This window comes from Mesorhizobium sp. (assembly GCF_004962245.1).
Taxonomy (GTDB): domain Bacteria; phylum Pseudomonadota; class Alphaproteobacteria; order Rhizobiales; family Rhizobiaceae; genus Mesorhizobium.
The window spans coordinates 236318-256918 of record NZ_SUHQ01000005.1; the positions used below are offsets into that span (position 1 = coordinate 236318).

25 protein-coding genes and 1 other RNA gene are annotated in these 20601 nt (G+C 62.2%); 12 read left to right on the top strand and 14 right to left on the bottom strand.

Going from position 1 to position 20601, the window contains the following annotated elements; all coding sequences use genetic code 11:
- Positions 1-175: 175 nt before the first annotated feature.
- The gene (locus tag E5X88_RS07925; protein ID WP_292160003.1) at positions 176-499 is read right to left on the bottom strand and encodes a helix-turn-helix domain-containing protein; all 324 of its coding nucleotides are present in this window, start codon (positions 497-499) and stop codon (positions 176-178) included.
- A gap of 51 nt (positions 500-550) precedes the next feature.
- Here E5X88_RS07925 and E5X88_RS07930 point away from each other — a divergent pair, with 51 nt between their 5' ends.
- The 4 genes from E5X88_RS07930 to E5X88_RS07945 all read left to right on the top strand — a co-directional run bounded on the left by E5X88_RS07930 (position 551) and on the right by E5X88_RS07945 (position 2373).
- Positions 551-1033 carry an SRPBCC domain-containing protein gene (locus E5X88_RS07930; RefSeq protein WP_292160005.1) on the top strand — a complete coding sequence of 161 codons (483 nt, stop codon included), beginning with the start codon at positions 551-553 and terminating at the stop codon, positions 1031-1033.
- Positions 1034-1058: 25 nt separating this feature from the next.
- Positions 1059-1454: a VOC family protein gene (locus E5X88_RS07935; protein ID WP_292160007.1), complete on the top strand. Its 396-nt coding sequence runs from the start codon at positions 1059-1061 to the stop codon at positions 1452-1454.
- 62 nt (positions 1455-1516) lie between these two features.
- On the top strand, positions 1517-1879 hold the full coding sequence (locus E5X88_RS07940) for a hypothetical protein (protein WP_292160010.1): 363 nt from the start codon (positions 1517-1519) through the stop codon (positions 1877-1879).
- Between the two features lie 26 nt (positions 1880-1905).
- Positions 1906-2373: an SRPBCC family protein gene (locus tag E5X88_RS07945; RefSeq protein WP_292160012.1), complete on the top strand. Its 468-nt coding sequence runs from the start codon at positions 1906-1908 to the stop codon at positions 2371-2373.
- A gap of 29 nt (positions 2374-2402) precedes the next feature.
- Here the strand turns inward: E5X88_RS07945 and E5X88_RS07950 are convergent, their stop codons facing one another.
- From E5X88_RS07950 to ssrS, 4 genes are all read right to left on the bottom strand, one after another.
- The gene (locus E5X88_RS07950) at positions 2403-3170 is read right to left on the bottom strand and encodes a TerC family protein (RefSeq protein ID WP_292160014.1); all 768 of its coding nucleotides are present in this window, start codon (positions 3168-3170) and stop codon (positions 2403-2405) included.
- Positions 3171-3241: 71 nt separating this feature from the next.
- Complete coding sequence (locus E5X88_RS07955) at positions 3242-4066, bottom strand: YmdB family metallophosphoesterase (protein ID WP_292160016.1); 825 nt, start codon at positions 4064-4066, stop codon at positions 3242-3244.
- A gap of 82 nt (positions 4067-4148) precedes the next feature.
- Positions 4149-4736 (bottom strand): 5-formyltetrahydrofolate cyclo-ligase, encoded by a 588-nt coding sequence (locus tag E5X88_RS07960; protein ID WP_292160019.1) that lies wholly within the window; start codon positions 4734-4736, stop codon positions 4149-4151.
- Positions 4737-4835: 99 nt separating this feature from the next.
- Positions 4836-4991, bottom strand: a non-coding RNA gene (gene ssrS / locus E5X88_RS07965) — 6S RNA.
- Positions 4992-5142: 151 nt separating this feature from the next.
- Here ssrS and E5X88_RS07970 point away from each other — a divergent pair.
- From E5X88_RS07970 to msrB, 7 genes are all read left to right on the top strand, one after another.
- Positions 5143-5982, top strand: a complete 840-nt coding sequence (locus E5X88_RS07970; RefSeq protein ID WP_292160021.1) for a MoxR family ATPase — start codon at positions 5143-5145, stop codon at positions 5980-5982.
- 113 nt (positions 5983-6095) lie between these two features.
- On the top strand, positions 6096-6542 hold the full coding sequence (locus E5X88_RS07975) for a GNAT family N-acetyltransferase (RefSeq protein ID WP_292160024.1): 447 nt from the start codon (positions 6096-6098) through the stop codon (positions 6540-6542).
- Between the two features lie 63 nt (positions 6543-6605).
- A complete protein-coding gene (locus E5X88_RS07980) occupies positions 6606-6800 on the top strand; it encodes a type II toxin-antitoxin system HicA family toxin (protein ID WP_292160026.1) in 195 nt (64 codons plus the stop codon).
- Between the two features lie 11 nt (positions 6801-6811).
- Positions 6812-7216: a type II toxin-antitoxin system HicB family antitoxin gene (locus tag E5X88_RS07985; RefSeq protein WP_292160028.1), complete on the top strand. Its 405-nt coding sequence runs from the start codon at positions 6812-6814 to the stop codon at positions 7214-7216.
- A 10-nt stretch (positions 7217-7226) separates the two neighbouring features.
- Positions 7227-8417 (top strand): VWA domain-containing protein, encoded by a 1191-nt coding sequence (locus E5X88_RS07990; RefSeq protein WP_292160030.1) that lies wholly within the window; start codon positions 7227-7229, stop codon positions 8415-8417.
- Positions 8418-8449: 32 nt separating this feature from the next.
- Positions 8450-9247, top strand: coding sequence for an MBL fold metallo-hydrolase (locus E5X88_RS07995; RefSeq protein WP_292160032.1), 798 nt, complete (start codon positions 8450-8452; stop codon positions 9245-9247).
- A 110-nt stretch (positions 9248-9357) separates the two neighbouring features.
- Complete coding sequence (gene msrB / locus E5X88_RS08000; protein WP_292160034.1) at positions 9358-9762, top strand: peptide-methionine (R)-S-oxide reductase MsrB; 405 nt, start codon at positions 9358-9360, stop codon at positions 9760-9762.
- A gap of 61 nt (positions 9763-9823) precedes the next feature.
- Here msrB and E5X88_RS08005 read toward each other — a convergent pair whose 3' ends face one another.
- Positions 9824-10168, bottom strand: coding sequence for a hypothetical protein (locus E5X88_RS08005; protein WP_292160036.1), 345 nt, complete (start codon positions 10166-10168; stop codon positions 9824-9826).
- A gap of 217 nt (positions 10169-10385) precedes the next feature.
- On the opposite strand from E5X88_RS08005, the gene E5X88_RS08010 reads away from it, so the two are divergent.
- A complete protein-coding gene (locus E5X88_RS08010) occupies positions 10386-10895 on the top strand; it encodes an arsenate reductase ArsC (protein ID WP_292160038.1) in 510 nt (169 codons plus the stop codon).
- Between the two features lie 22 nt (positions 10896-10917).
- Here E5X88_RS08010 and E5X88_RS08015 read toward each other — a convergent pair whose 3' ends face one another.
- The 8 genes from E5X88_RS08015 to livM all read right to left on the bottom strand — a co-directional run bounded on the left by E5X88_RS08015 (position 10918) and on the right by livM (position 20597).
- Complete coding sequence (locus tag E5X88_RS08015; RefSeq protein ID WP_292160040.1) at positions 10918-11373, bottom strand: hypothetical protein; 456 nt, start codon at positions 11371-11373, stop codon at positions 10918-10920.
- A gap of 50 nt (positions 11374-11423) precedes the next feature.
- Complete coding sequence (locus E5X88_RS08020; RefSeq protein ID WP_023719653.1) at positions 11424-11684, bottom strand: DUF2312 domain-containing protein; 261 nt, start codon at positions 11682-11684, stop codon at positions 11424-11426.
- Positions 11685-11846: 162 nt separating this feature from the next.
- Entirely contained in the window at positions 11847-15305 is a 3459-nt protein-coding gene (gene pyc / locus E5X88_RS08025) for a pyruvate carboxylase (protein ID WP_292160042.1), read from the bottom strand.
- A 176-nt stretch (positions 15306-15481) separates the two neighbouring features.
- Positions 15482-16600 (bottom strand): branched-chain amino acid ABC transporter substrate-binding protein, encoded by a 1119-nt coding sequence (locus E5X88_RS08030; RefSeq protein ID WP_292160044.1) that lies wholly within the window; start codon positions 16598-16600, stop codon positions 15482-15484.
- Positions 16601-16739: 139 nt separating this feature from the next.
- A complete protein-coding gene (locus tag E5X88_RS08035; RefSeq protein ID WP_126035568.1) occupies positions 16740-17087 on the bottom strand; it encodes a DUF6867 family protein in 348 nt (115 codons plus the stop codon).
- A 17-nt stretch (positions 17088-17104) separates the two neighbouring features.
- On the bottom strand, positions 17105-17833 hold the full coding sequence (locus E5X88_RS08040; protein WP_292160045.1) for an ABC transporter ATP-binding protein: 729 nt from the start codon (positions 17831-17833) through the stop codon (positions 17105-17107).
- Positions 17833-19002, bottom strand: a complete 1170-nt coding sequence (locus E5X88_RS08045) for an ATP-binding cassette domain-containing protein (RefSeq protein ID WP_292160047.1) — start codon at positions 19000-19002, stop codon at positions 17833-17835. The genes E5X88_RS08040 and E5X88_RS08045 overlap by 1 nt, the downstream gene beginning before the upstream one ends.
- The gene (livM, locus tag E5X88_RS08050) at positions 19002-20597 is read right to left on the bottom strand and encodes a high-affinity branched-chain amino acid ABC transporter permease LivM (RefSeq protein ID WP_292160049.1); all 1596 of its coding nucleotides are present in this window, start codon (positions 20595-20597) and stop codon (positions 19002-19004) included. Before livM ends, E5X88_RS08045 begins: the two co-directional genes overlap by 1 nt.
- Between the last annotated feature and the right edge of the window lie 4 nt (positions 20598-20601).

Consider the following 20601-nt stretch of genomic DNA (forward strand, 5'->3'; position numbering starts at 1 on the left):
CAAAATGCTCGAATTCAAAATTTCAGAACGTCCCTGGTGCCTCCGGATGGACGCACGGCGCTCTCTGTCGGAATGGCCGGCTTATAGATAAATCGGCTCAATTCGTCCAGCCGCGCCGTATTGTTGCGGGGCGCGAGGGTCTGTGGCGCGATTCCCTAGGGATCGCCGTGATCCCTTACCCTTCCAGATCGGATTTCAGTTGGTCGAGAATGCTGATCGCATGGGTGGCGTATTCGCTGATCCAACGGTCGTGGATCTGCTTGATCGGCAGCGCATTGAGATGGTTCCAACGCTCGCGCCCCTCGCGCCGCGCCACGACCAGATCGGCCTCTTCCAGCACCTTCAGATGCAGCATGACAGTGCAGCGGTCCATGTCGGGGAACGCATCGCACAGCATGCCGGTGGTCTTCGGTGCACCCTTCAGCTCATCCAGCAAAGCGCGCCGGCGCGGATGCGCCAGCGCCTTGAAAACATTGTCGTCTTGCGATCGGCTTGACATGTTATGTTTTTATAACATATTGTCGGCCCAATCAAGGAAGGAGCTGTGGATATGTCTCTTGGATTCAGGGTTTCGGGCCGCATCGGCAAACCCGTCGCCGAGGTCTTCGACGCAGTCGTCAATCCCAGGAAGCTTAGCGGCTATTTCACCACGATCGGCGGCGCCAGCGCGCCGCTGGTGGCGGGCGCCGGCGTCGTCTGGTGGGGCAAGGTCCCGGTCGAGGTCGACGAGGTGGAGAAAGACAGCCGCATCGTGCTGCGCTGGGACGCTACCGACGCCGACGGCAAGCCGGCTTACAAGACGCGCATCGAGATGAATTTCGAGCCGCTGGACGACGGCGGCACCTTCGTCACCATCGCCGAGACCGGCTGGCACGAGGACGCGGTCGGCCTGAAGAAGTCCTACCTCAATTGCGAGGGCTGGTCGCAGATGCTGGCCTGCATGAAGGCCTATGTCGAATACGGCATCAACCTGCGTGACGGCTACTATCGCAGCGAGATGAAGGGCGAGCCGGCCAACGAGACCAATATTTGAGCGACCGTTAGGGAGATCGCCCGCGATGACGAAAGTAACGCCATTCCTAATGTTCGAGGGCAAGGCCGAGGAGGCAATGGCCCTTTATTGCGAGACCATTCCCGGCAGCAGCGTCCTTGACGTCACACGTTACGGCCCCGGCGAAGACGGCCCGCAAGGAACGGTCAAGCTGGCGCGCTTGTCCATCGGTGGCGGCTTGGACGTGATGGTCTACAACAGCCCCGTGCACCATGCCTTCACGTTCACGCCGTCGGTCTCGCTCTATGTGGACTGTTCCTCCGAGGAGGAGCTGAACCGCATTGTCGAGACAATGGCAAAGGACGGCGGGTTCCTGATGCCGCCCGACAATTATGGCTTCAGCCGCCGTTTCGCATGGCTGAACGACAGGTTCGGAGTCTCCTGGCAGATCAATCTGGCATAGCGAGACGCGGACCGAAACGGCTGACGAAGACAACACCTGAACGCAGCATCGTGGAGCCAGCAATGACCGCGAAGATCACCGGCGGTATCAATATCGCCATGAAAGTGCCCCCGCACCAATACCAGGAGACGATCGCCTTCTACCGCGATGTCGTCGGCCTGAAGCCATTCACCGCCAAGGCGCCGGCAATCGGCTTCGAACTTGGCCCTAACCGGTTGTGGATTGATGAGGCGCCGATGATGAGCCAGGCAGAGGTGTGGCTGGAGCTTATCACCGAGGATTTCCTCTTGGCCGCGGATCATTTCGCCAAGGCCGGCGTTGTGCGCTGCGACGCCATCGAGCCCTTGGGCGAGGGCTTCCGCGGCGGCTGGATCACCAATCCGGCCAATATCATCCACATGGTGCGCGAGCCCGACGCCTGGTGAGTGCCAAAGCCAGAAAGGAGCATCCCATGGAGATCCGCGAAAACCCGACAGCCGAAGCCGGCATGCTGATCCGGCGGCCGGTCGCCGAAGTGTTCGAGGCCATCGTCGATCCGGCCATCACCACGAAATTCTGCTTCACGCACGGCAGCGGTCGGCTGGACAGCGGCAAGCAAGTCCGCTGGGAATGGCGCATGTACGACGTCTCGACGACGGTCGGTGTAAGCGAGATCGTCAGGAACAAAAAGATCGTCATGCAGTGGAGCGATCCGCCGACCACGGTGGTCTGGACCTTCACCGAGATGCCGGGCGATGCGACCTTTCTCGAGGTCCGCAATTTCGGTTTCGTCGGCAACGCCGACGAGCAGGTCAAGCAAGCGATCGACTCGACCGGCGGCTTCACCCTCGTGCTCGCCGGCGCCAAGGCGTGGCTGGAGCAAGGCCTGACGCTTGGCCTGATCGGCGACCGTCACCCGAAAGGCGTGCCGGCAAGCTAGAACGCAACGACGCCCCCAAGCGCGCAACCTCAGTGCCTGGCACCAGCCTTCGCCTTCCTCCGGCGCCTTGCCAGCATGTTGAGACCCTCGACCAGCGCCGAGAACCCCATGGCGGCATAGATGTAGCCCTTGGGCACATGGAAGCCCATGCCGTCGGCGATCAGCGTCATGCCGATCATCAGCAGGAAGCTCAGCGCCAGCATGACGATGCTGGGGTTCTTGGCGATGAAATCGGCGAGCGGCCCGGCCGCCAGCATCATCACGCTGACCGCCACGATCACCGCGATGTACATGATGGCGATCTCGTCGGTCATTCCGACCGCGGTGATGATCGAATCGATCGAGAAGACGAGGTCGAGCAGCAGGATCTGGAAGATGGCGCCAGCCAGCGAAAGCTGCAGCGTGTCGCCCAGCATCGTGTCCTGGTGATCCTCGAGATCGACCGTGTGGTGGATCTCCTTGGTCGCCTTCCAGACGAGGAACAGGCCGCCCGCGATCAGGATAAGATCGCGCCAGGAGAAGCCATGGTCGAAAGCCGTGAACACCGGCGTCGTCAATTGGACGATGATCGAGATGGTGGCAAGCAGGACCAGCCGCATGATCAGCGCGGCAGAAATGCCGAGCCGACGCGCGCGGGCCCTTTGTGCCTCCGGCAGCTTGTTGGTCAGGATCGAGATAAAGATCAGATTGTCGATGCCGAGCACGACCTCCAGCACAATCAGCGTCAGCAACGCGACCCATGCGGTTGGGTCGGAAACAAAGGCGAAATGCGGCGCCAGGAATTCGATGAGCTGCATGGAGGTCGTCCCCTCTTACGATCTAGAGCAGTGTCGCCGGCAGTTAGGTATCGCAGGCGATCATATCAATGTCACGACCAGAAGGATGGCGCCGTTTCCTCGAGCCGCGGTCCGCGGCGAAACGGCGCAATCCGCTCGGTCAGGCCGCTGCGGTCCGAAATGTCGACGCCGACGCCGCACAATGTCGCCGGGCCGGTCGCCGCCTCGAAGCGGCCTTTCGGCACCTTCGACAGGAACCGGTTGAGCGGTTCCTCCTTGTCCATGCCGAGCGAGGAATCATAGTCGCCACACATGCCGGCGTCGGAAATATAGCCGGTGCCGCCGTTGAGTATCTGGTGGTCGCCGGTCGGCTGGTGCGTGTGGGTGCCGACGACGAGGCTGGCGCGGCCGTCGACGAAATGGGCAAAGCACATTTTTTCAGAGGTCGCCTCGGCATGGAAATCGATGACCACCGCATCGGCCTGCTCGCCGAGCGGACAGGCGGCAAGCTCGCGCTCGCCTGCCTGGAACGGATCGTCGAGCTCGGGATGCATGAACACCCGGCCCATGATGTTGGCGACCAGAACCCGCGCGCCATTCCTGGCGATGTAGACGCCGGAGCCGCGCCCCGGCGTGCCCTTGGGGAAATTGGACGGACGCAGGAACCGTTCCTCGCGCGGCGCAAAAGCCAGCGCGTCGCGCTGGTCCCAGACATGGTTGCCGGTGGTGACGACATCGGCGCCCGCCGAAATCGTCTCGCGAAAGATCTCTTCCGTGATGCCGAAGCCGCCGGCGGCGTTCTCGCCATTGACGATGACGAAGTCGAGTTTGAAATCCGAGATAAGACCGGGCAGTTGTTCCCACACCGCCGTGCGTCCCGTTTTGCCGACCATGTCGCCGAGGAAGAGGAGTCTCATCTGAGTATGATTCCGAACCGAAGGTCAGCGAAGCAAGAAAGCTGCATGACTTTCGGAAAAGATCATGCCTCCAGGAATTTATCTACAATTTTGGCGCGAACCGGCGCAACCCGCTCTCGGTGAGTATTTCCGGGATGACCACGTCATGCGGCTCGTCCGGCACCAGCGTCACCTCCTGGCAGTCGAAAGCAATGCCGATCAGCCGGGGCGGCTGCCCCTTGTCGACCAGCCGCGCGATCGCACGGTCGTAGTAGCCCGCGCCGTAGCCGATGCGGTGGCCGCGCGCGTCGAAAGCGGCGAGCGGCACCAGCATCACCTGGGGATCGAGCACCTCCGCCTCCTCATGCGGCCCGACGGTGCCGAACCCCATGTCGACCATCGGTGCGCCGCGCACGAGTTCGCGAAAGACGATGGTGGTCTTGTCGAGAATGGCCGGCAGGCAAAGCCTTGCTCCATTTTCGCGCAAGGCGAACATCAGCGGCCGGACGTCGACCTCCGAGCGCATCGGCCAGAAGCCGGAGACGATCTGGCCCGGATCGACGGCAATGCCATCCCGCGCCGTCTCGGCCATTTCGAGCGCCGCCTCCACTCGCCAGAACGGATCGAGCGCGTTGCGGCGGCCTAGTGCTTCGCGTCGCAAATTTTTCTTCAGGTCTTTGGGAGAGGTCATTTAGCCAGGGTAGAAAAGGTCAGATCTGATTGGAGCTTTGGGAGCGACGTTTTCCACCGCATGATCCACCGAAAGCGTGGGTGGACCCTTTGCATCGAGTGACGATCCACACAACCGGTGGAGAGAGCGATCCCGGGAACCTACAAAGTAGGTGGGCGCCGTATGAGAAAACCCACGGGTCTTCCCAGGGACAGCTCCCTAGGGATCATTAAGGCCCCGGGGAAAATGTTCTCCTGCCGGGAAGCGCAGACCGTCACACCCAATATAGGCCGATGGCCGACCAAGCGCCAGAGAGACGGCCATGTTCGGCGGCTTTATTCGTGCGTCACCCCACCCGTGCGTCACCCCACCCTTGCGCAGGCCAAGCCGCCTCCTTAGGGTTTTCCAGATGAACCAAGGAGAAAAAATGCGTTTCGAAGGCACGGCGGCCTACGTCGCCGACAAGGATCTGATGGTCGCGGTCAATGCGGCGATCGCGCTGGAGCGGCCATTGCTGGTCAAGGGCGAGCCCGGCACCGGCAAGACCGAGCTGGCGAGACAAGTGTCGGCAGCGCTCGGCCTCGAGCTGATCGAATGGCACGTCAAGTCGACGACGAGGGCGCAGCAGGGCCTCTACGAGTATGACGCCGTCTCGCGGCTGCGCGACAGCCAGCTCGGCGACGAGCGCTTCAACGACATCAGAAACTACATCAAGCGCGGCAAGCTGTGGGACGCCTTCGCCGCCGGCAAGAAGGTGGTGCTTCTGATCGACGAGATCGACAAGGCCGATATCGAATTCCCCAACGATCTGTTGCAGGAACTCGATAGGATGGAGTTCTTCGTCTACGAGACCGGCGAGACGGTCCGCGCCGCTGTGCGGCCGATCGTCATCATCACCTCCAACAACGAGAAGGAGCTGCCGGACGCCTTCCTGCGCCGCTGCTTCTTCCACTACATCCGTTTTCCCGACGCCGAGACCCTGCACAGGATCGTCGACGTGCATTACCCCGGCATCAAGCAGAACCTGGTGCGTGCCGCACTCACCCAGTTCTACGAGATCCGCGACGTGCCGGGCCTGAAGAAGAAGCCGTCGACCTCCGAGGCACTGGATTGGATCCGGTTGCTGGTTGCCGACGACATCGCGCCCGAGGATTTGCGCGCCGACCCGAAGAACGCACTGCCCAAGCTGCATGGCGCGCTGCTGAAGAACGAACAGGACGTGCATCTGTTCGAGCGCCTGGCCTTCATGGCGAGAAGGCAGGGGTGAGAAGCGGCCCGGGCAGCGAGCGAACGGGATCGGACAGCGCTTTCCCCTTGCTGGACCGTTGCCGCCACCCAAGCACCGAGGCAGCTTGCGCCCGAAGCTTCGGAGGAAATGAAATGACCGAGATCACTGTCCGCCCACTTGCGCAATCCGACCATGCTGACTGGCAGCGTCTGTGGACCGATTACCTCACCTTCTACGAAACCAAGCTGCCGGAGGACGTCTACGCCGTCACCTGGAAGCGGCTGTTCATGGCGGGCGAGTTCGAGCCGAAAGGCTTCATCGCGACCCTCGACGGCAGGGCGGTTGGCCTTACGCACTATCTCTACCATCGCTCCTGCTGGTCGCAGGTGAACAACTGCTATCTGCAGGACCTGTTCGCCGACCCGGACGTGCGCGGCAAGGGAGTCGGCGCCGCGCTGATCGAGGCGGTGAAGCAGGAAGCCGGCAAGATCGGCGTCAAGAACGTCTACTGGATGACGCACGAAACCAACACCACCGCGCGCAAGCTCTACGACCACGTGGCGCGGCGAACCGGCTTCATCGAGTATGATTTGATGTGACGAAACGCCGACAATTGAAATAAACACATTTGCGCAATATATTGCGCACCATCAGGAGTGCTGGTGCCGCTGATCGAGACCAATACACGCAAGGTCGTCACGAGGCTTTTGCGCGAGGGCTGGGTGAAAGTAGGCGGCGGCAAGCATGAGAAGTATGAGCATCCGGAGAGGCCGGAGATCATGATCATCGTGCCGCGGCATCGCGAACAATCTCTGGGTGTCGCGCGGTCGATCGCCCGGCTTGCCGGATGGATTTAAGGACGAATCGCATGACGCACTATGTGGGAATTCTTGACGGCGCAGATGATGTCTGGGGGGTGCGGGTGCCCGATCTTCCCGGATGTCACGGCGGTGGCGCAAGCCCCGAGGAGGCGATAGCCGATGCGACGTCCGCCGTTCGCGAATGGGCCGAGGCACGAATGGCGAAGCACTTGCCCTTGCCCGGCTCGCGCACGGTGACAGATCTGCTCCGACTGGGCGAAATCGATAGCGCTGCCGGCGAATCTGCCGTGATGATCCCCGTGCTGATTGATTCCGGGCGGCCTGTCCGAGCCAATCTGTCGCTCGACGCAGGTCTCTTGGCGGCAATCGATGCCGAAGCAAGCCGACGCGGCCTCACGCGTTCTGCCTTCATCGCCAGCGCCGCTCGTGAGAAGATCGAAGGGCACAGATAAAAGTCGGACGATGTTCATCCCCTTCTTCCTCGAACTGAAGGCGGCGCGGGTTCCGGTCTCGCTCCGGGAATATCTGTCGCTGCTGGAAGGACTGGAGGCGGGGCTGGTCGACTACGATGTCGAGGGCTTTTACTACCTGGCCCGCGCCGCCCTGGTGAAGGACGAGCGTCACATCGACCGCTTCGACCAGGTCTTTGCGCATATCTTCAAAGGCGTCGAGGCGCTGGCTGGCGAAAACGCGGTCGATGTCGAGAACATTCCGGAGGAGTGGCTGCGCCGGCTTGCCGAAAAGCACCTGACCGATGAGGAGAAAAAGCTGGTCGAAGCGCTGGGCGGTTTCGAGAAGCTGATGGAGACGCTGAAGAAACGGCTGGAGGAACAGAAGGGGCGCCACCAAGGCGGGTCGAAATGGATAGGCACCGGCGGCACATCGCCCTTCGGCGCCTATGGCTACAATCCCGAAGGCGTGCGCATCGGTCAGCATGAAAGCCGCAACCGCCGCGCGGTGAAAGTCTGGGACAAGCGCGAATTCAGGAATTTCGACGATGCCGTCGAGCTCGGCACCCGCAACATCAAGATCGCGCTGAAGCGCTTGCGCCGCTGGGTGCGCGAAGGCGCCGAGGAGGAGTTCGACCTGCCCGGCACCATCCACGCCACTGCCGAACATGGCTATCTCGACGTGCAGACGCGACCTGAGCGGCGCAATGCCGTGAAGCTTCTGATGTTCTTCGATGTCGGCGGCTCGATGGACGACCACATCAGAAGCGTCGAGGAGCTGTTTTCGGCGGCCCGCGCCGAATTCCGCCAGCTCGAATATTTCTACTTCCACAACTGCCTCTACGAGGGCGTGTGGAAGGATAACCGCCGCCGCCATGCCGAGGTGATTCCGACCTTCGATCTCCTTCACAAATACGGCCCGGACTACAAGGTGATCGTCGTCGGCGATGCCTCGATGAGCCCTTATGAGATTGCCCATCCCGGCGGTTCGGTCGAGCACTGGAATCCTGAGGCCGGCATCGTCTGGCTCGGCCGCCTGCTGCAGCAATGGCCGAACGCGGTATGGCTCAACCCGGAAAACGAAAACCATTGGGGTTTCACCCATTCGATCGCCATGATCCGCGATATCTTTGGCGGCCGCATGTTTCCGCTGACGCTCGCCGGGCTCGAAGCCGCGACCAGGCAACTTTCAAGGAAGCACTGAATGGATCTGCGGCACGCAAGACAGGAAGGCCGATGACCTGTTTCCTTTGCCTGCAGTGTGGCGTTCAGTTCGCGGCGGCAGCGACGCCGCCGAACCATTGCCCGATCTGCGAGGACGAGCGGCAATATGTGCGCTGGGAGGGCCAGGCCTGGATCACGCCGGAAGAGCTCGCCGCCGGACATCGGATCGTGATGAAAGACGATGCCGGCGTGCTCGCCTTCGGCATCGAGCCGCGCTTTGCCATCGGTCAGCGGGCTTTGCTGGCGCAAACGCCGCACGGCAATGTGCTGTGGGACTGCATCTCGATGGTCAGCGACGAGGCGGTGGCCGAAATCAACCGACGGGGCGGCCTGGCCGGGATCGCCATCTCGCACTGCCACTATTATTCGGCGATGATCGAGTGGAGCGAAGCGTTTGGCGGCGTGCCGATCTATCTGCACGCCGACGATCGTCAGTGGATCATGCGGCCGCATCCGGCTGTTATCAGTTGGGAGGGCGAGACGCGCGTCCTGAACCCCTCGCTGACACTTATCCGTTGCGGCGGCCACTTTGCCGGCGGCCAGGTGCTGCACTGGAAGCGCGACGGCGGCGACGCCATACTGGCCGGCGACATCTTGCAGGTGACGCCGACCCGCCGCCATGTCAGCTTCATGTACAGCTACCCCAACTACATTCCGCTCAATGCAGCGAAGGTACTCCGTATCGCATCGGCAGTGGAGCCTTTCGAGTTCGACCATATCTATGGCGCATGGTGGAACCAGAACGTCATCGGCGAAGCAAAAACAGCATTTGCAGCGTCTGTTGCGCGGTATCTCGCGGCGATCGCCTGAGGAATTCTTCGCGGCAGGAATGGAAATACGGGCAAACGCCGTAACAAACGCCTATTTTAGGCGAACTTGGGAAGGCAACCCAATAGCGACATGAGCTAAGAGGCAAAAAGATGGATAGCCATACCTACCCCGTCACCCGCACCGATGCCGAATGGCGCGCCCGGCTGACGCCAGAGCAATATGCGGTGATGCGCAACCACGGCACCGAGCGGCCGGGCAGCTGCGCCTTGCTCCACGAGAAGCGCGCCGGCACCTTTTCGTGCGTCGGTTGCGACCAGCCCTTGTTCGAATCGAAGCTGAAGTTCGAGAGCGGTACCGGCTGGCCGAGCTTCAACGACCCGGTGCCCGGTTCGATCGAAACGACCGTCGACCGCAGCTACGGCATGGTTCGTACCGAATGCCACTGTGCCCGCTGCGGCAGCCATCTCGGCCATGTCTTCGAGGACGGCCCGCCGCCGACCGGCCTGCGCTATTGCATCAACGGCGTCGCGCTGAAATTCGAGCCAGCCGCCTGAACTGGAATTCGACGTTGGCAAAGGACGGCTTCGGCCACCCTTTGCCGGCGGCATAGTCCTGTCAGACCACCACCACCAGTATCAGCCACAGCACAGCCCCCAACGTCATCAGCGAAGCCTTGACGCTGGGGAATTTCTCGGCGGTCCGCCACACCGCGAAAGTCAGGAAGAAGTTGTACGGCACCGGCGCGAGATGCACCGCCAGAACGAGAGCGAGCGGCAGCTTCAGCCCGAGCAGGATGAGCGCCAGCACAGACAGCGCGATGTTGATAGCCGTGCCGACAAGGACCAGATCGCGCCAGAACAGCCGGTCGAGCGGGGCCGTGCCTCGCCAGCGCGAGCGGAAGAAACCCACCGCACGGCCTGCCTTGCCGTCTTCGCCTTCGAAGGTTTTTGGCGCACTCATCGATGCGGCCTTCTCTCGTTCGACAGCCGCAGAGAGGTCCAAAGCAGCAAGCCTGTCAACACTGGTCGATCATGGGCACGCAAGCGTATGATCTGACAGATTGTCATCAAACGGTCGTGAAACCTTTCTACGTCGACCCATTGTCGGCATCTCGGCGAAGACACCGTGCCGGAATCTGCCGCCCCATCATCCAGTCGCCTGCCAGGGAGATCTTGAGATGAGCGATAATGTCTACAACGTGCTGTTTCTTTGCAATGCCAATTCGGCGCGATCCATCATGGGGGAAGCGATTCTCAGTCGGATCGGCGCCGGCAGGTTCAAGGCCTTTTCCGCCGGTTCGCAGCCGAAGGGCGAGGTCAACCCCTACGCACTGCAACTGCTTGAAAGTCTCAGCTACGATACGAGCTTCGCCCGTTCGAAAGGCTGGGACGAGTTCGCCGAGCCCGACGCGCCGGAAATGAACTTCGTCTTCACGCTTTGCGACAGCACCGCGAATGAACCCTGTCCGATCTGGCCGGGTCATCCGATGACCGCGCTCTGGTCGATACCCGACCCGTCCAAGGCAGACGGCACCGAAGCCGAACTGCACCTTGCCTTTGCCGATGCCTATCGCATGCTCAACAACCGCATCTCGCTGTTCGTCAATCTGCCGATGGATGCGCTCGACCATCTGGCGCTGCAGCACCATCTCGACGCGATTGGACGCGACGCGCCGAAGCCGAACTAGCCTCAAGCCGATGCGACGCGATTCACAAACCGGCTTCGCCACCCTCGCCCAGAACCTCGGCAACGGCGCGTTCGAAACGCAGTGCTTCCGTCACCAGCCAGTCGGCCATAGCAGGCCAATTGTCCTCGGCAAAACAGTTCACCCGCCACATCGAATTGATGCCGAGGCCCTCGCAACTCTGTTCCGGCCTGAGCTTCAACCTGTCTTCGATTGCCGGCTGGAACGGTTTCAACCGTGACCAGGCTTCAGTGGCACCGAACTTCTCGTTGCGGCCGAAGAAGACGCCGACATGGTTCTGCGCCGGCGCAACATACATGGAAAGGACCAATGCGAAGTCGGGCAGCCCGCGCTGCCAGAACCAGGGTCCGCGCCGCGCCATCCGAGCCCTTTCTTCCGGATGCCGTTCCGCGAACAGCGTCCAGAAGCCGCGTTGGCGGAATTCAGAGGCGCGGCGGACGCCAAAGTCGAACTCGCTCATGGTTCGATTCCATCTCCGGCAACCGTGATCAGCGCCGAGGGCGGTTACCCCTACACCATGCCGAGAGCAGCCTTGTAGAGGTCGAGGATGCTTTCCTCCTCCTGCCGTTCGGCCTGGTCCTTCTTGCGCAGCCGGATGATCGACCGCATCGCCTTGGTGTCGAAGCCGGTGCCCTTGGCCTCGGCGAACACCTCCTTGATGTCGTCGGCGATCGTCTTCTTCTCTTCCTCGAGCCGCTCGATGCGCTCGATGAAGGCTCGCAGCTGGCCGGCGGCAACGGTCTGGCTGGTCTCGGTGATGTCGTCGGCCATTTTTTTCTCCGCGTCGTTTTCGCGCCGCGACTCAGGCGATCTGTCGCGGCGAATTTGCAGCGGTTCGATGCCCGACCAGGGGCGGCGGGTCAAGCTGTTATCGATGCGGCATGAAGGGCTGCCGCCAGACCCAGACAACTCTGCCCGGGCGATAGTCCTGTCTCACCCGAATGCGATCAGCAGATCCTTGGCGTCGATCTGGTCGCCGGTCTTGACCAGCACTTCGGCGATTGTACCGTCGCGCTCGGCATGCAACGCCGTCTCCATCTTCATCGCCTCGATCGACAGCAGCACGTCGCCGGCCTTGACCGCCTGGCCGGCGACGACGGCAAGCGCCGAGACCACGCCCGGCATCGGTGCGCCGACATGCGCGTCGTTGCCCGGCTCGGCCTTGCGCCGCGCCTTGGCGGCGGAAGCGCCGTGCGCGCGGTCCGGCACCTTGACCCGGCGCGGCTGGCCGTTGAGCTCGAAGAACACGGTGACCATGCCCTTCTCGTCGACATCGCCGATGGCTAGGCACCGCACCACCAGTGTCTTGCCCTTCTCGATGTCGACAAAGATCTCGTCTTCCGGCTTCATGCCGTAGAAATAGGTCGGCGTCGGCAGCACGCTGACCGGCCCGTAGGTCTCCTGCGCTGCGGTAAAGTCGGAAAACACCTTCGGGTACATCAACCACGAGGCAAATTCGAATTCGCTGAGCTTGCGCTCCAGCTTGTCTTCGATCTCCTTGCGGCTGGCCTTGAGATTGGCCGCTTTCAGCAGAGAACCGGGCCGGTCCGTGATTGGCCTGTCGCCCTTAAGCACCTTCTTCTGCAGTGCCTCCGGCCAACCACCGGGCGACTGGCCGAGATCGCCGCGCAGCATCGACACGACCGAGTCCGGGAAGGCGATATCCTTGGCCGGGTTTTCGACATCGGCAACGGTCAGGTCCTGACTCACCATCATCAAGGCCATATCGCCGACAACTTTGGACGACGGCGTTACCTTGACGATGTCACCGAACATCAGATTGACGTCGTGATAGGTCTGCGCCACTTCATGCCAGCGCGTCTCCAGCCCGAGCGAGCGCGCCTGTTCCTTGAGGTTGGTGAACTGCCCACCCGGCATTTCGTGCAGATAGACTTCCGAGGCCGGCCCCTTCAGGTCGCTCTCGAAGGCGGCATACTGGTTGCGCACCGCCTCCCAGTAGAACGAGATGTTCCTGATCCATTGCGGGTCGAGGCCCGGATCCCGTTCGGTGCCCTTCAGCGCCTCGACGATCGAGCCCAGGCAAGGCTGCGAGGTGTTGCCCGACAAGGAGTCCATCGCCGCGTCGATGGCGTCGACGCCGCTGTCCACCGCCGCCAGCACCGTCGCCGCCGACAGGCCTGACGTGTCGTGCGTATGGAAGTGGATCGGCAGATCGGTCGCCTCGCGCAGAGCCTTGAACAGCACTCGTGCCGCCGCGGGTTTCAGGAGGCCAGCCATGTCCTTGACCGCGATGATATGGGCGCCGGCCGCCTGCAACTCCTTGGCCAGCGCGACATAGTATTTGAGATCGTATTTGGCTCGGGCCGGGTCAAGTATGTCGCCAGTGTAGCAGATCGCCGCTTCGATCAGCTTGCCCTCGGCGCCGACCGCGTCCATGGCGACGCGCATATTGTCGACCCAGTTCAGACAGTCGAAGACGCGGAACAGGTCGATGCCGCCGCTTGCTGCCTGTTTGACGAAGTGCTGGACGACATTGTCGGGATAGTTGGTGTAGCCGACGCCGTTGGCGCCGCGCAAAAGCATTTGCAGCAACAAATTGGGCGCCGCCTCGCGTACCAGCGCCAGCCGCTCCCATGGATCTTCGGTGAGGAAGCGCATGGCGACGTCGAAGGTCGCGCCGCCCCAGCATTCGAGCGACAAAAGCTGCGGCAGCGCACGCGCATAGGTGCCGGCAATGCCGGCGATGTCGTATGTGCGTACGCGCGTCGCGAGCAGGGATTGATGCCCGTCGCGCATCGTCGTGTCGGTGACCAACACCTCCCTCTGCGCGCGCATCCAGGCGGCGAATTTCTCCGGCCCCAGCGCGTCGAGCTTCTGCTTGCTGCCATTGGGCATATTGCCGTTGAGATAGGGCACCATGGGTGCCGCCGCATCGGCCTTCGGCTGCGGCCGGCCGCGCGTCTCGGGATGGCCGTTGACACTGACATCGGCCAAATAGTTGAGCAGCTTGGTCGCCCGGTCCTGCCGCTTCACGCTCGCAAACAGTTCCGGCGTCGTGTCGATGAACTTGGTCGTGTAGGAATTGTCGGCGAAGCTCGGGTGATTGATGATCGCCTCGAGGAAGGTGAGGTTGGTCGCCACGCCGCGGATGCGGAACTCGCGCAGCGCCCGGTTCATGCGCTGGATCGCCTCGTGCGGCGTCGGCGCCCAGGCGGTGATCTTCTCCAGCAGCGGGTCGTAGAAGCGGGTGATGACCGCGCCCGAATAGGCGGTGCCGCCGTCGAGGCGGATGCCGAAACCGGTCGCGCCGCGGTAGGCGGTGATGCGACCGTAATCCGGGATGAAATTCTGCTCCGGATCCTCGGTGGTGATGCGGCACTGCAACGCGTGGCCGTTTAGCCGGATGTCCTTCTGCGCCGGCACGCCCGATTCCGGCGTGCCGATGGCGAAACCATCGAGGATGTGGATCTGCGCCTTGACGATGTCGATGCCGGTCACCTGCTCGGTGACGGTGTGCTCGACCTGGATGCGCGGGTTGACCTCGATGAAGTAGAATTTGCCGGTGTCGGCATCCTGCAGGAACTCGACCGTGCCGGCGCCGATATAGCTCGTCCTGCGGGCGATCTTCAGCGCATAACCGCAGAGTTCCTCGCGCAGCGACATTTCGAGATATGGCGCCGGCGCGCGCTCCACCACCTTCTGGTTGCGGCGCTGGATGGAGCAGTCGCGCTCGAACAGGTGCACGGCATTGCCGTGCGTGTCGCCCAGCACCTGCACCTCGACATGGCGGGCGCGCTCGATCAGCTTTTCGAGATAGACCTCGTCCTTGCCGAAGGCGGCCTTCGCCTCGCGCTTGCCCTCCGTCACCTCGCGGGCGAGATCGGCTTCCGAGCGGATGGCGCGCATGCCGCGGCCGCCGCCGCCCCACGATGCCTTCAGCATCACCGGATAGCCGATCGTCTTGGCGAGTGCCTTCACCGCCTCCATGTCGTCCGGCAACGGCTCGGTGGCGGGAACTACCGGCACGCCAACCTCGATCGCCAGGTTACGCGCGGCGACCTTGTTGCCGAGCCTGCGCATCGTATCCGGCTTGGGTCCGATGAAAATGATGCCGGCCTGGGCGCAGGCTTCGGCGAATTCAGGGCTTTCCGACAACAGCCCGTAGCCCGGATGGATGGCATCGGCGCCCGAAAGCCTGGCGACGCGGATCACTTCCTCGATCGACAGATAGCTTTCGATCGGCCCCATATCCCTGGTCAGGTGCGGCCCGCGCCCGACCTGGTAGCTTTCGTCGGCCTTGAAGCGGTGCAGCGAGTATTTGTCCTCCTCGGCCCAAATCGCAACGGTTTTGAGGCCGAGTTCGTTAGCCGCGCGGAAGACGCGGATGGCGATTTCGGACCGGTTGGCGACAAGGATCTTCGTGATTGCCAAGGACAAGGCTCCGGACGCTGATGGGAAGGGAACTGGCGCCATGATTAACGCGAAAATGCTGCAGCGCAAACAAAATCGGGCAGAGCTTAAACCGATTTAAATCGATTCTTTGTCGTCAAATGAAAAATGCCCGGCGCAAGGCGCCGGGCATTCCGGAATTGTCGTCGTCGACAGGCTTACATCTTCTGAACGTAGGTGTACTTGCCGTCGTCGCCCTTCTTCCATTCATACATGACGTAGCCGGGCAGCGTCGGATCGCCCTTCTCGTCATAGGAAAGATCGCCCAGCACGGTCTTGAACGGGCCGTTGGCCTTGAGAGCCTTGGCAACTTCCTGCGGATCGTTCGACTTGGCGGCCGTCGCTGCTGCCGCGATGGCTTGCATGGCGGCGTAGGAGTAGAGCGTGTAGGCCTCCGGCTCGAAGCCCTGCGCACGGAACTTCTCGACGAGTTCCTTGTTCGCCGGGATCAGCCGCGGATCCGGGCCGAACGTGTTCAGCGTGCCAGCAACCGCGTCACCCGCGATCGAAGCCAATTCGTTCGACACGATGCCGTCGCCGGAAACCAGCGTAGCCTTGAGGCCCTGGTCAGCCACCTGGCGGATGATCAGACCGGCTTCAGTGTGCAGACCGCCCCAATAGATGATGGAAACGCCGGCTTCCTTCATCTTGGCGATCAGCGCCGAGAAGTCCTTGTCGCCGACATTGACGCCTTCGTACATGACTTCCGTCACGCCGGCAGCGTTCATCGCCTTCTTGGTCTCGTCGGCAAGACCCTGACCGTAGGTCGTCTTGTCGTGGATCACCGCGATCTTGGCATCCTTGAAGTTCGACGCGAGATAGGCGCCGGCGATGCTGCCCTGCTGGTCGTCGCGTCCGCAGGTACGGAACGTGTTCCACAGGCCGCGCTCGGTGAACTGCGGGTTGGTCGCGGCCGGCGTGATCTCGAGGATACCGTTTTCCGCGTAGACTTCCGACGCCGGGATCGAAACGCCCGAGTTGAAGTGGCCGACCACGAACTTGACGCCGTCGCCGACGAACTTGTTGGCGACCGAAATGCCCTGCTTCGGATCGGAGACGTCGTCGCCGACCGTGAGCTTGATCTGCTCGCCGTTGATGCCGCCGGCCGCATTGATGTCGGCGACGGCCGCCTCGGCGCCCTTCTGCAACTGCGCGCCGAAGGCGGCGTTCGGACCGGTGATCGGACCGGCAACGCCGACCAGGATGTCAGCCCACGCGCTGCCGCTGAACGCGACAAGCGCGGTCAGGGCGACGGCGGACAAAAGTGACTTTCTCATGTAAAACGCTCCCATTTACAGAGTGGGCGTGGATGATGCTTTCATGCGATGCCCACTTTTACTCGCAGAAAGCGTACTTTGCCGATTTTCAGGCACTTGTCACGCCAATTCATCCTTGAAACGGCGTTAATGGTGAACATCAACCTTTTGGTTTCCAGCTCAAAAGCGATGCTCTTTCGTAGAGCCAGTTATACTGTGTCACCATCTGGTTGGTGCGCGTGTATTGATAGCCGATGAAGCCCAATATCATCAGGACTATCGTGTCGACGATGTAGTACTGCAGCGAGAACATCGTGCCGCCGAACAGCGCGTGATGGATGAACCTTACGGCGATGCCAAGGCCGAGCATATAGGCGAACAGCTGGAGGAAACTGCGCCATGTCTGGGCGCAGGCCTTGCCCGTCATCCATGCCGCCCAGCCGCCAAGCAGGCAGGTGACGAAGAAGAACTGCCAGACCGAGGGTTCCTCGTAGAGAATGCCCTGCATGATGAAGACTCCTGAACTCAGTGATGACCGCCTTCAAGATAGGCGGCGCGCACTTCCGGATCGGCGAGCAGCTCCTTGCCGGTGCCGCTCATCGTCACATTGCCGTTGACCATGACATAGCCGCGCGTGGCGAGCTTCAGCGCGCCGAAGGCGTTCTGCTCGACCAGGAACACGGTCAGCCCCTGCGTGCGGTTCAGTTCGCGGATGGCGTCGAAGATCTGCTTGACGATCAGCGGCGCCAAGCCCAGCGACGGCTCGTCGAGCAGGAGCAGTTTCGGCCGCGCCATCAGCGCCCGTCCGATCGACAGCATCTGCTGCTCGCCGCCCGACAGCGTGCCGCCACGCTGGGCAATGCGTTCCTTCAGGCGCGGAAACAGCGTGAACACCTTCTCGACGTCCTCGTCGTAATGCTTGAGGTTGTCGAGGCTGGCGCCCATCTGCAGGTTTTCCATCACCGTCATGCGCGGGAAGATGCGCCGGCCCTCCGGCGACTGGGCGATGCGCATGCGCGCGATCTCATGGGTTGGCAACTGGGTGATGTCAGTGCCGGCGAAGGTAATTGTGCCCGCCCGCGCCCGCGGAGCACCAAAAATGGTCATCATCAGCGTCGACTTGCCAGCGCCATTGGCGCCGATCAACGCCACGATCTCGCCCTGCTTGACGGTGACATCGACGCCGTTCAGCGCCCTGATATTACCGTAGTAGGTCTGAACGCCCTTGATATCGAGCAGCGTTGTTCCGGCCATTATTTACGCCCTCCGCGCCGGTTGGTGACGCCCGGTGTCTTCGACTTCGTCGCAGCCTTGGTGGTCGGCTTTGCCGCGGAAGATTTCGCGCCAGCAGGTTTCGCCTTCGGTTTGGCTTTGGTCGGCGATGCGGGCTTAGCTGCGGCACTCGACCTTGCATCGACCTGCCCGGCCTTCGAGGCACCCCTCGACACCGTGACGCGTTCGCCCTCGCTATGGCCGACCGTGTCGGTCACCGGTCCGGCGAGATACGACGATGACGTGCCCGGGCCGTGCGCCGAATCCGGGCCCGTATCCAGTTGCTCGATGACGTCTTCGTCGCCGACCTCGGTCAGCACCGTCTCGACCTCCTCGTCTTCGACCCCAAGATAGGCGGCGATGACACGCGGGTCGGTGCGTACCGCCTGCGGACTGCCGTCCGAGATCTTGCGCCCGTATTCGAGCACCACGACATGGTCGGAAATCTGCATGACCACTGCCATGTCGTGCTCGATCAACAGGATCGAGGTGCCGGTATTGTCCTTGATGTCCATCAGGAGCTCGTTGAGCGCCATTGATTCCTTCGGATTGAGGCCGGCGGCCGGTTCGTCGAGGCAGAGCAGTTCCGGACCCGTGCACATGGCCCGCGCGATCTCCAGGCGCCGTTGCGCGCCGTAGGGCAGGTCGCCAGCCGGATCGTCGGCTCGATCGACGAGGTTGGCCTTCTCCAGCCAGTGCCTGGCCAAGTCGATCGACTCGGCCGACGCTGTCCGGTAGCCGCTGAAGCCGAACAGGCCGAGGACGGTGTAGCCGGACGCCTTCATCAGCTTGTTGTGCTGCGCCACCAGCAGGTTCTCCAGCAGCGTCATGCCCGAGAACAGACGAATGTTCTGGAAGGTTCGCGCCACCTTGGCACGCGCCGGAATCTCATGATTCGGCAAGCGTTCGAGCAGATAGCTCGAGCCGTCGCGCCGATTGAGCGTGAGCATGCCTTCCGACGGTTTGTAGAAACCGGTGATGCAGTTGAACACGGTGGTCTTGCCGGCGCCGTTCGGTCCGATCAGGGCGGTGATCTCGCCGCGCCTGGCCTGGAAGGACAAGTCGCCGATGGCAACGAGACCGCCGAACTTCATCGACAGATGCTCGACCTGCAGGATGGCCTCGTTCATGGATGGGCTCGCATCACTCATCAGCCGTGGCCCTCCTTGGTGAAGGAGCCGGATACGGCCCTGCGCTCCTTGAGAAAGGCTGTCGGTTCACGACTGCCGACGAAGCCGCGCGGCTTCCAAACCATGACAATGACCATGGCCATGCCGAACAGCAGCATGCGGTAGAGTTCCGGAGTGAAATCTGGACCGAAGACCTGCTTCAGGAAATCGAGTTCGCGCAGCGCCTCGGTACCGCCGATCATCACCATGGCGGCGACAGCAATGCCGACCAGCGAGCCCATGCCGCCAAGCACGACGATGGCGAGGATGATCGCTGATTCCAGGAAGATGAAGGATTCGGGACTGACGAAGCCTTGCCGCGCGGCGAAGAACGAGCCGGCGAAGCCACCGAACATGGCGCCGGTGGCAAAGGCGGTGAGCTTGGTGGTGGTGGTGTTGATGCCCAGCGAGCGGCAGGCGATCTCGTCCTCACGCAGCGCTTCCCAGGCGCGGCCGACGGGCATGCGCCTGAGCCTTATGGTGACGAAGGCGGTGAGCAGGCAGAGCCCGAGGATCAGGTAGTAGAGGAATATCTTATAGTAGGCGCCCGACTGGGCGATGTCGAGCACCTTGGCAATATAGTTCGGGTCCGAGACGTTGAACGACATCAGCCCGAAGAAAGAGACTTTCGGGATACCGGAAATGCCGGCCGATCCGTTGGTCACCTCGCGCCAGTTGATGATCACCAGCCTTATGATCTCGCCGAAGGCCAGCGTCACGATCGCCAGATAGTCGCCGCGCAGGCGCAGCACCGGAAAGCCGAGCATCACGCCCCAGAACGCGGCCATGGCGCCGGCGGCCGGCAGCAGGATCCAAAACGACAGGCCGTATTGCGTGCCGAGCAGTGCATAGGCATAGGCGCCGACGGCGTAGAACGCGACATAGCCGAGGTCGAGCAGACCGGCGAGGCCAACGACGATATTCAGCCCCCACGCCAGCATCACATAGATCAGGATCTGGATGCCGAAATTGTCGATCCATTTCAGCGAGCCCTGGAAGCCGCCCGCCATCGATCCGCTGTACAGCGCAAGCACCAGCACGACGATGACAGGATAGGTCGCCAGTGCGGCGATGCCCAATGCCGAGAAGTGCGCATGGATGAAGCTGCGGAAATAAAACAGCACCGAGGCGAGGGCGTAGATGATCGCCAGCGCTCGCGCGAACCGCGCATAACCGGCAAGGCCCGGCCCCAGCAAGGCATCAAGGGAGCCGGCTAGAAGAGCCAGCACGGCCACTATGGCGATGGCCGCGATGAAATACGGCAACCGGAAGAACCGCGTCGCCACGGTGTCCGGCAACAGGCCGGTGGCGATGTCGGCGATCTTCTGTTTGGCCAGGAAGGGCTGGCCATGGGCGATATAGACAAAGCGTCCGACCATGGTCAGCACAACCACGGCAAAGAGAAGCCACCAGCGCTGCACAAGGATCAGCTCGTTCGAGATGTTCTGATCGGTCTTCAGCCCGATGAACAGCACGAACAGGCCGAGCACGATGGCGCCGGCATAAAGCGCCTCGCGCGTGGCGCGTTGCACTGGGGTGGCGACGATGTCGCGCTCCGGAGATGCGGTGACGGCCATGACC